Annotated in this window: 1 protein-coding gene and 1 pseudogene; one reads left to right on the forward strand and one right to left on the reverse strand. The window is 35.8% G+C overall.

The window, feature by feature from the left end; translation table 11 throughout:
* The first annotated feature begins 206 nt into the window (after positions 1 to 206).
* Complete coding sequence (locus AB0B86_RS33465) at positions 207 to 1,655, forward strand: LPXTG cell wall anchor domain-containing protein (RefSeq protein WP_357420626.1); 1,449 nt, start codon at positions 207 to 209, stop codon at positions 1,653 to 1,655.
* A 198-nt stretch (positions 1,656 to 1,853) separates the two neighbouring features.
* Here the strand turns inward: AB0B86_RS33465 and AB0B86_RS33470 are convergent.
* A pseudogene (locus AB0B86_RS33470) lies at positions 1,854 to 2,012 on the reverse strand (IS6 family transposase); the annotation flags it as partial.

The following is a 2,012-nucleotide window of genomic DNA, read 5'->3' on the forward strand; positions in this document are numbered from 1 at the left end:
AGATGTTTTATTATTATTGAAGGTAGGGAGCAATTCATATATTATTTATTATCCAGTTATATTATTTAATATGGCATTCACATTCGGTATAAGTAGGTTGTTTTTTCAAATTTTTAAATTCAGAAAATATGTTTAATATATTCGACTAGTGGTTAAACATTGTTATAGGAAAGACATTAATTATTAATTAAGGAGGAATTTTATTTATGAAAAATACTAAAACTAATATTGTACAAAGAAAAGGGTTAAGAAAATATAACAACAAGTTAATAGCAGTTACTATTTCTTCACTGGCTTTAGTTGTACCTCTAGCTTTTGGTAATGCAGAAGCTGATGCAGCACAAACAAATGATAATTCAGGGCAACAAAAGACTGTTCAAAGTAATGAAAACCATGGTAATGGTTTCCTTAATGGTGGATTACAAGGTAATAAAAATAATGGCGGATCAGCTGATCAAAGCAATGCCCACGAAGGTAATGGCATATTAAACGGTGGCGCTCAAGGCAATAAGAGCAACGGCGGTGACGCTAACCAAAAAAATGATCATGAAGGTAACGGATTCCTTAATGGTGGTGCTCAAGGTAACAAAAATAATGGTGGAAAAACTGATCAAAGCAATGCCCACGAAGGTAATGGTATAAAGAACGGTGGACTACAAGGCAATAAGAGCAACGGCGGTGACGCTACTCAAAAAAACGAAGATCAAGGTAATGGCTTCAAAAATGGTGGTGCTCAAGGTAACAAAAATGAAGGCGGAAAAGCTGATCAAACAAACGCTCATCAAGGTAACGGTGTACTAAATGGCGGTGCGCAAGGCAATAAGAGTGAAGGCGGCGACGCTACTCAAAAAAATGACAACCAAGGTAATGGCGTAGCTAACGGTGGCTCACAAGGTAACAAAAATGAAGGCGGAAAAGCTGATCAAACAAACACAAATAAAGGCAATGGTATTTTAAATGGTGGGAGCCAATCCAACGTAAATAAAGGTGATCACCAAGATGCATCAAAGCCTTCAGATAATGATCATAAAGATCACAGTGACGACCCAAAAGATGACGGTAAAGACAATCATCATAAAGGTGACAAAGATGATCACCACCAAGGTAAAGATGATGGTCAAGATAACCACAAAAAAGATAAAGCCCATAACGACAAAGATCATCACAAAGGTTCAAAAGATGATGATACTAAAAAACCAGATCAATCTGACAAAGATGATCACCACCAAGGTAAAGATGATGGTCAAGATGATTCAAAATCAGAACCATCTAAAGACACTGACAATAAAGGCAATCACAATACAACATCAAAAGACGGTAAACACAATGGCAAAAGTCCAGTAGCACCCATTACAGCTGCTACAATAACACCAGCTATGACACATGCACATGGTTATGGTCAAGGTTATGGTCAAGGTTCTGCTTCGGAATCAACTGAAACTCCAAAAACAATAACAACAAGCACAACTGAAACAACACCAGATAAAAAAGAAGTAACACATGGCGAAAAAACTGAACACAGTGCAAATGAACTTCCTGAAACAGGTGAAGAAAACCAAGAAAGCAAGGGCTTATTAGCTAGCATTGCAAGTATATTAGGTTTAAGCGGACTTGCGACATTATTTGTTAATCGCAAACGTAAAACAAATGAATAATAAAATATAAATCTTTACAATCATTGTTAACTATTAAATAAGGTGTATAGAAGATAACGACAAAAGAAAGGGGACAAACGCTGAAATGACAGCGTTTGTCCCTTGTTGTTTGGATTATCGATTATTCATATTTTATACATGGTTCTGTTGCAAAGTAAAAAATATAGCTAACCACTAATATATCATGTCAGTGTTCGCTTAACTTGCTAGCATGATGCTAATTTCGTGGCATGGGGAAAATCCGTAGATCTGAAGAGACCTGCGGTTCTTTTTATATAGAGCGTAAATACATTCAATACCTTTTAAAGTATTCTTTGCCGTATTGATACTTTGATATCTTGTCTTTCTTACTTTAAT

It is taken from the genome of Micromonospora sp. NPDC049047, assembly GCF_040649135.1.
Classification (GTDB): Bacteria; Actinomycetota; Actinomycetes; order Mycobacteriales; family Micromonosporaceae; genus Micromonospora.